This is a genomic window from Halomonas sp. 707D4 (assembly GCF_024158685.1).
GTDB lineage: Bacteria > Pseudomonadota > Gammaproteobacteria > Pseudomonadales > Halomonadaceae > Vreelandella.
The window spans coordinates 1-2,922 of record NZ_JAMZBD010000390.1; the positions used below are offsets into that span (position 1 = coordinate 1).

Sequence of the window (2,922 nt, forward strand, 5' to 3'; positions counted from 1 at the left end):
CCGGCGCCGGGCGAACGGGCTGCGGTGCGCGCGGTACGCTGGCGGCGGCGGGCGTGGCCGGCAGGTAGTCGACGGGGTCGAACAGCAGCGTGACCGCCTGGGTCTGGCGTCCGGCGGGCGTGGTGAGGGTCACCAGCACGTCGAGCCAGGGCGTATCGACGGGCTGGCCGCTGGTGAGCTGCAGGTAGGTGCGCCCGTTCTGGCGTACGGGGGTAATGTCGACGCCGCTCAAGAGCGGCGACCAGTCGAGGCCCAGCGCGCCAAAGGCGGACGGCTCGGCCACGCTCGCTCCGAGCGCCTCGACCGGGACGTCATCGACATCGAGCAGGGCGATGCGCGCGTCGAGCGGTGCCGAGAGCGGCGACAGCACGGTGGTCTGACCAAGCCCCGCGGCAAGCGCAACGGGGCTCAGCAGCGTCAGTGAGAGCCAGGATACCCTGGCAAGCGTCTTGTTCATCGAGGCCCCTTGCCTTCGTTTCCCGGGCCTTGGTTTCGCAGGCCCCTGGATCATGCTTTTTTACCATAGCCTACTTTGTTTTGGGGGACCGAGTGTAGCGCTCTTCGCCCGGCGCCAACGAAAAGGGAGGCCACTGGGGCCTCCCTCTTGTACGCGTCTGTCGCGAATGCGACGTGCGATCACTGCTCGCGCAGGATCTTGAGCATGCGCTTGAGCGGCTCTGCCGCGCCCCACAGGAGCTGGTCGCCGACGCTGAAGGCGGAGAGATATTCGCCGCCCATGTTGAGCTTGCGCAGACGGCCGACCGGAATGTCCAGCGTGCCGGTCGCCGCGGTCGGGGTGAGCCCGGCGATGGTGGCTTCCTTGTCGTTGGGGATCAGCTTCACCCAGTCGTTGTGCTTGGCGATGCGCTCCTCGATCTCGTCGAGCGGCACATCCTGCTTGAGCTTGATGGTGAACGCCTGGCTGTGCGAGCGCATCGCGCCGATGCGTACGCACAGGCCGTCGATGGGCACCGGGTTGTCGCCGAGGCCGAGGATCTTGTTGGTTTCGACGAAGCCCTTCCACTCTTCGCGGCTCTGGCCGTTGTCGAGCTTGCTGTCGATCCAGGGGATCAGGCTTCCGGCCAGGGGTGCCGTGAAGTTCTCGGTCGGGAAATCGCCGGCGCGCATTCTGGCGGTGACCTGGCGGTCGATCTCGAGAATGGCGCTGGCCGGGTTGGCGAGATCCGTCGCCACGCTGTCGCGCAGATCGCCCATCTGACTGAGAAGCTCGCGCATGTGCTTGGCGCCGGAGCCGGACGCCGCCTGGTAGGTCATGGAGGTCATCCACTCGACCATGTTGGCCTCGAAAAGCCCGCCCAGGCCCATCAGCATCAGGCTCACGGTGCAGTTGCCACCCACGAAGGTCTTGGCGCCACGGGCGAGCTGCGCGTCGATCACGTGGCGGTTGACCGGATCGAGCACGATGGTCGCCTCGTCTTCCATGCGCAGGGTGCTGGCCGCGTCGATCCAGTAGCCGTTCCAGCCGCTCTGGCGCAGGTCCTTGTACACCTTCTTGGTGTAGTCGCCACCCTGACAGGTGACGATGACATCCAGCGCCTTGAGGGCGTCGAGGTCGAAGGCATCTTTCAGCGCCGGCACGTCCACGCCGATGTCGGGTCCCGGCTGACCCACCTGCGAGGTGGTGAAGAACACGGGTTCGATCCCCTTGAACTCACCGTCCTCCTGCAGGCGATCCATGAGCACCGAGCCCACCATGCCGCGCCATCCGACAAAACCGACTTTCAACATGTAACGTCCTCCGCTGATGCGTGTAAGAGTTGTAGACCACTCACTATAACAAAAGACGCCGGCCGCTGCGTAAGCGGCCGGCGGTTCGAGCCTGGGGCGTGCTGTACTCAGCCGCGCTTGGCGAAGGCCTCGAGCACGGCGTCGCCCATCTCGACGGTGGAGGCGTGGGCCTCGCCCGGCTGGGCGATGTCTGCGGTGCGAAGCCCCTGATCGAGCACGTCGCCCACGGCGGCCTCGATACGCTCGGCGAGCGCCGGCTCGTCGAGCGAGTAGCGCAGCATCATGGCGATCGAGAGCATCATCGCCAAGGGGTTCGCCACGTTTTGGCCGGCGATGTCCGGGGCGCTGCCGTGGCAGGGCTCGAACATGCCCTGGCCGGATTCGTTGAGTGACGCCGACGGCAGCATGCCGATGGAGCCGGTGAGCATGGCGGCGGCATCCGACAGAATGTCGCCGAACATGTTGCCGGTGACCACCACGTCGAACTGCTTGGGCGCGCGCACCAGCTGCATGGCGGCGTTGTCGACGTACATGTGGGAGAGCTCGACGTCCGGGTACTCCGGCGCCAGGCGCTCCATCACCTCGCGCCACAGGATGGTGACCTCAAGCACGTTGGCCTTGTCCACGGAGCAGAGTTTCTTGCCCCGTTTTTGCGCCATCTCGAAGGCGACCCGGCCGATGCGCTCGATCTCGCTTTCTGAGTAGACGTAGGTGTTGAAGCCCACCCGCTCGCCACCCCGCTCCTCGATGCCGCGCGGCTGGCCGAAGTAGATGCCGCCGGTGAGCTCGCGCACGATCATGATGTCGAGCCCGGACACCAGTTCCGGCTTCAGGCTCGAGGCGCTTGCGAGCTGCGGATACAGAAGCGCCGGGCGCAGGTTGCCGAAAAGCCCCAGGTTCTTGCGCAGGCCGAGCAGGCCCTTCTCCGGGCGCTTGGAGAGATCCTCGAGCTTGTCCCACTTCGGCCCGCCCACGGCGCCGAGCAGAATGGCGCGGGCGCCCCTGGCTTTCTCCAGCGTCTCGGCGGGCAGCGGCTCGCCAAACGCATCGAACGCCGAGCCGCCGACCAGCGCCTCTTCCACCTCGATATCGAGCCCCGCCTGCTGGCAGGCCTCGAGCAGGCGCGCCGCCTGGGCGGCGATTTCCGGGCCGATGCCGTCACCGGGCAGCAGC

At 66.8% G+C, this 2,922-nt stretch carries 3 protein-coding genes; all 3 read right to left on the reverse strand.

The features are described 5' to 3' along the window. A partial coding sequence (locus tag BIS11_RS14100; protein WP_367399218.1) for a FimV family protein occupies positions 1-457 on the reverse strand: 457 nt, incomplete at its 3' end. Positions 458-636: 179 nt separating this feature from the next. Then, positions 637-1,749 carry an aspartate-semialdehyde dehydrogenase gene (asd, locus tag BIS11_RS14105; protein WP_253422238.1) on the reverse strand — a complete coding sequence of 371 codons (1,113 nt, stop codon included), beginning with the start codon at positions 1,747-1,749 and terminating at the stop codon, positions 637-639. Positions 1,750-1,856: 107 nt separating this feature from the next. Then, positions 1,857-2,921, reverse strand: a complete 1,065-nt coding sequence (leuB, locus tag BIS11_RS14110; protein ID WP_253586354.1) for a 3-isopropylmalate dehydrogenase — start codon at positions 2,919-2,921, stop codon at positions 1,857-1,859. Position 2,922 lies beyond the last annotated feature (1 nt).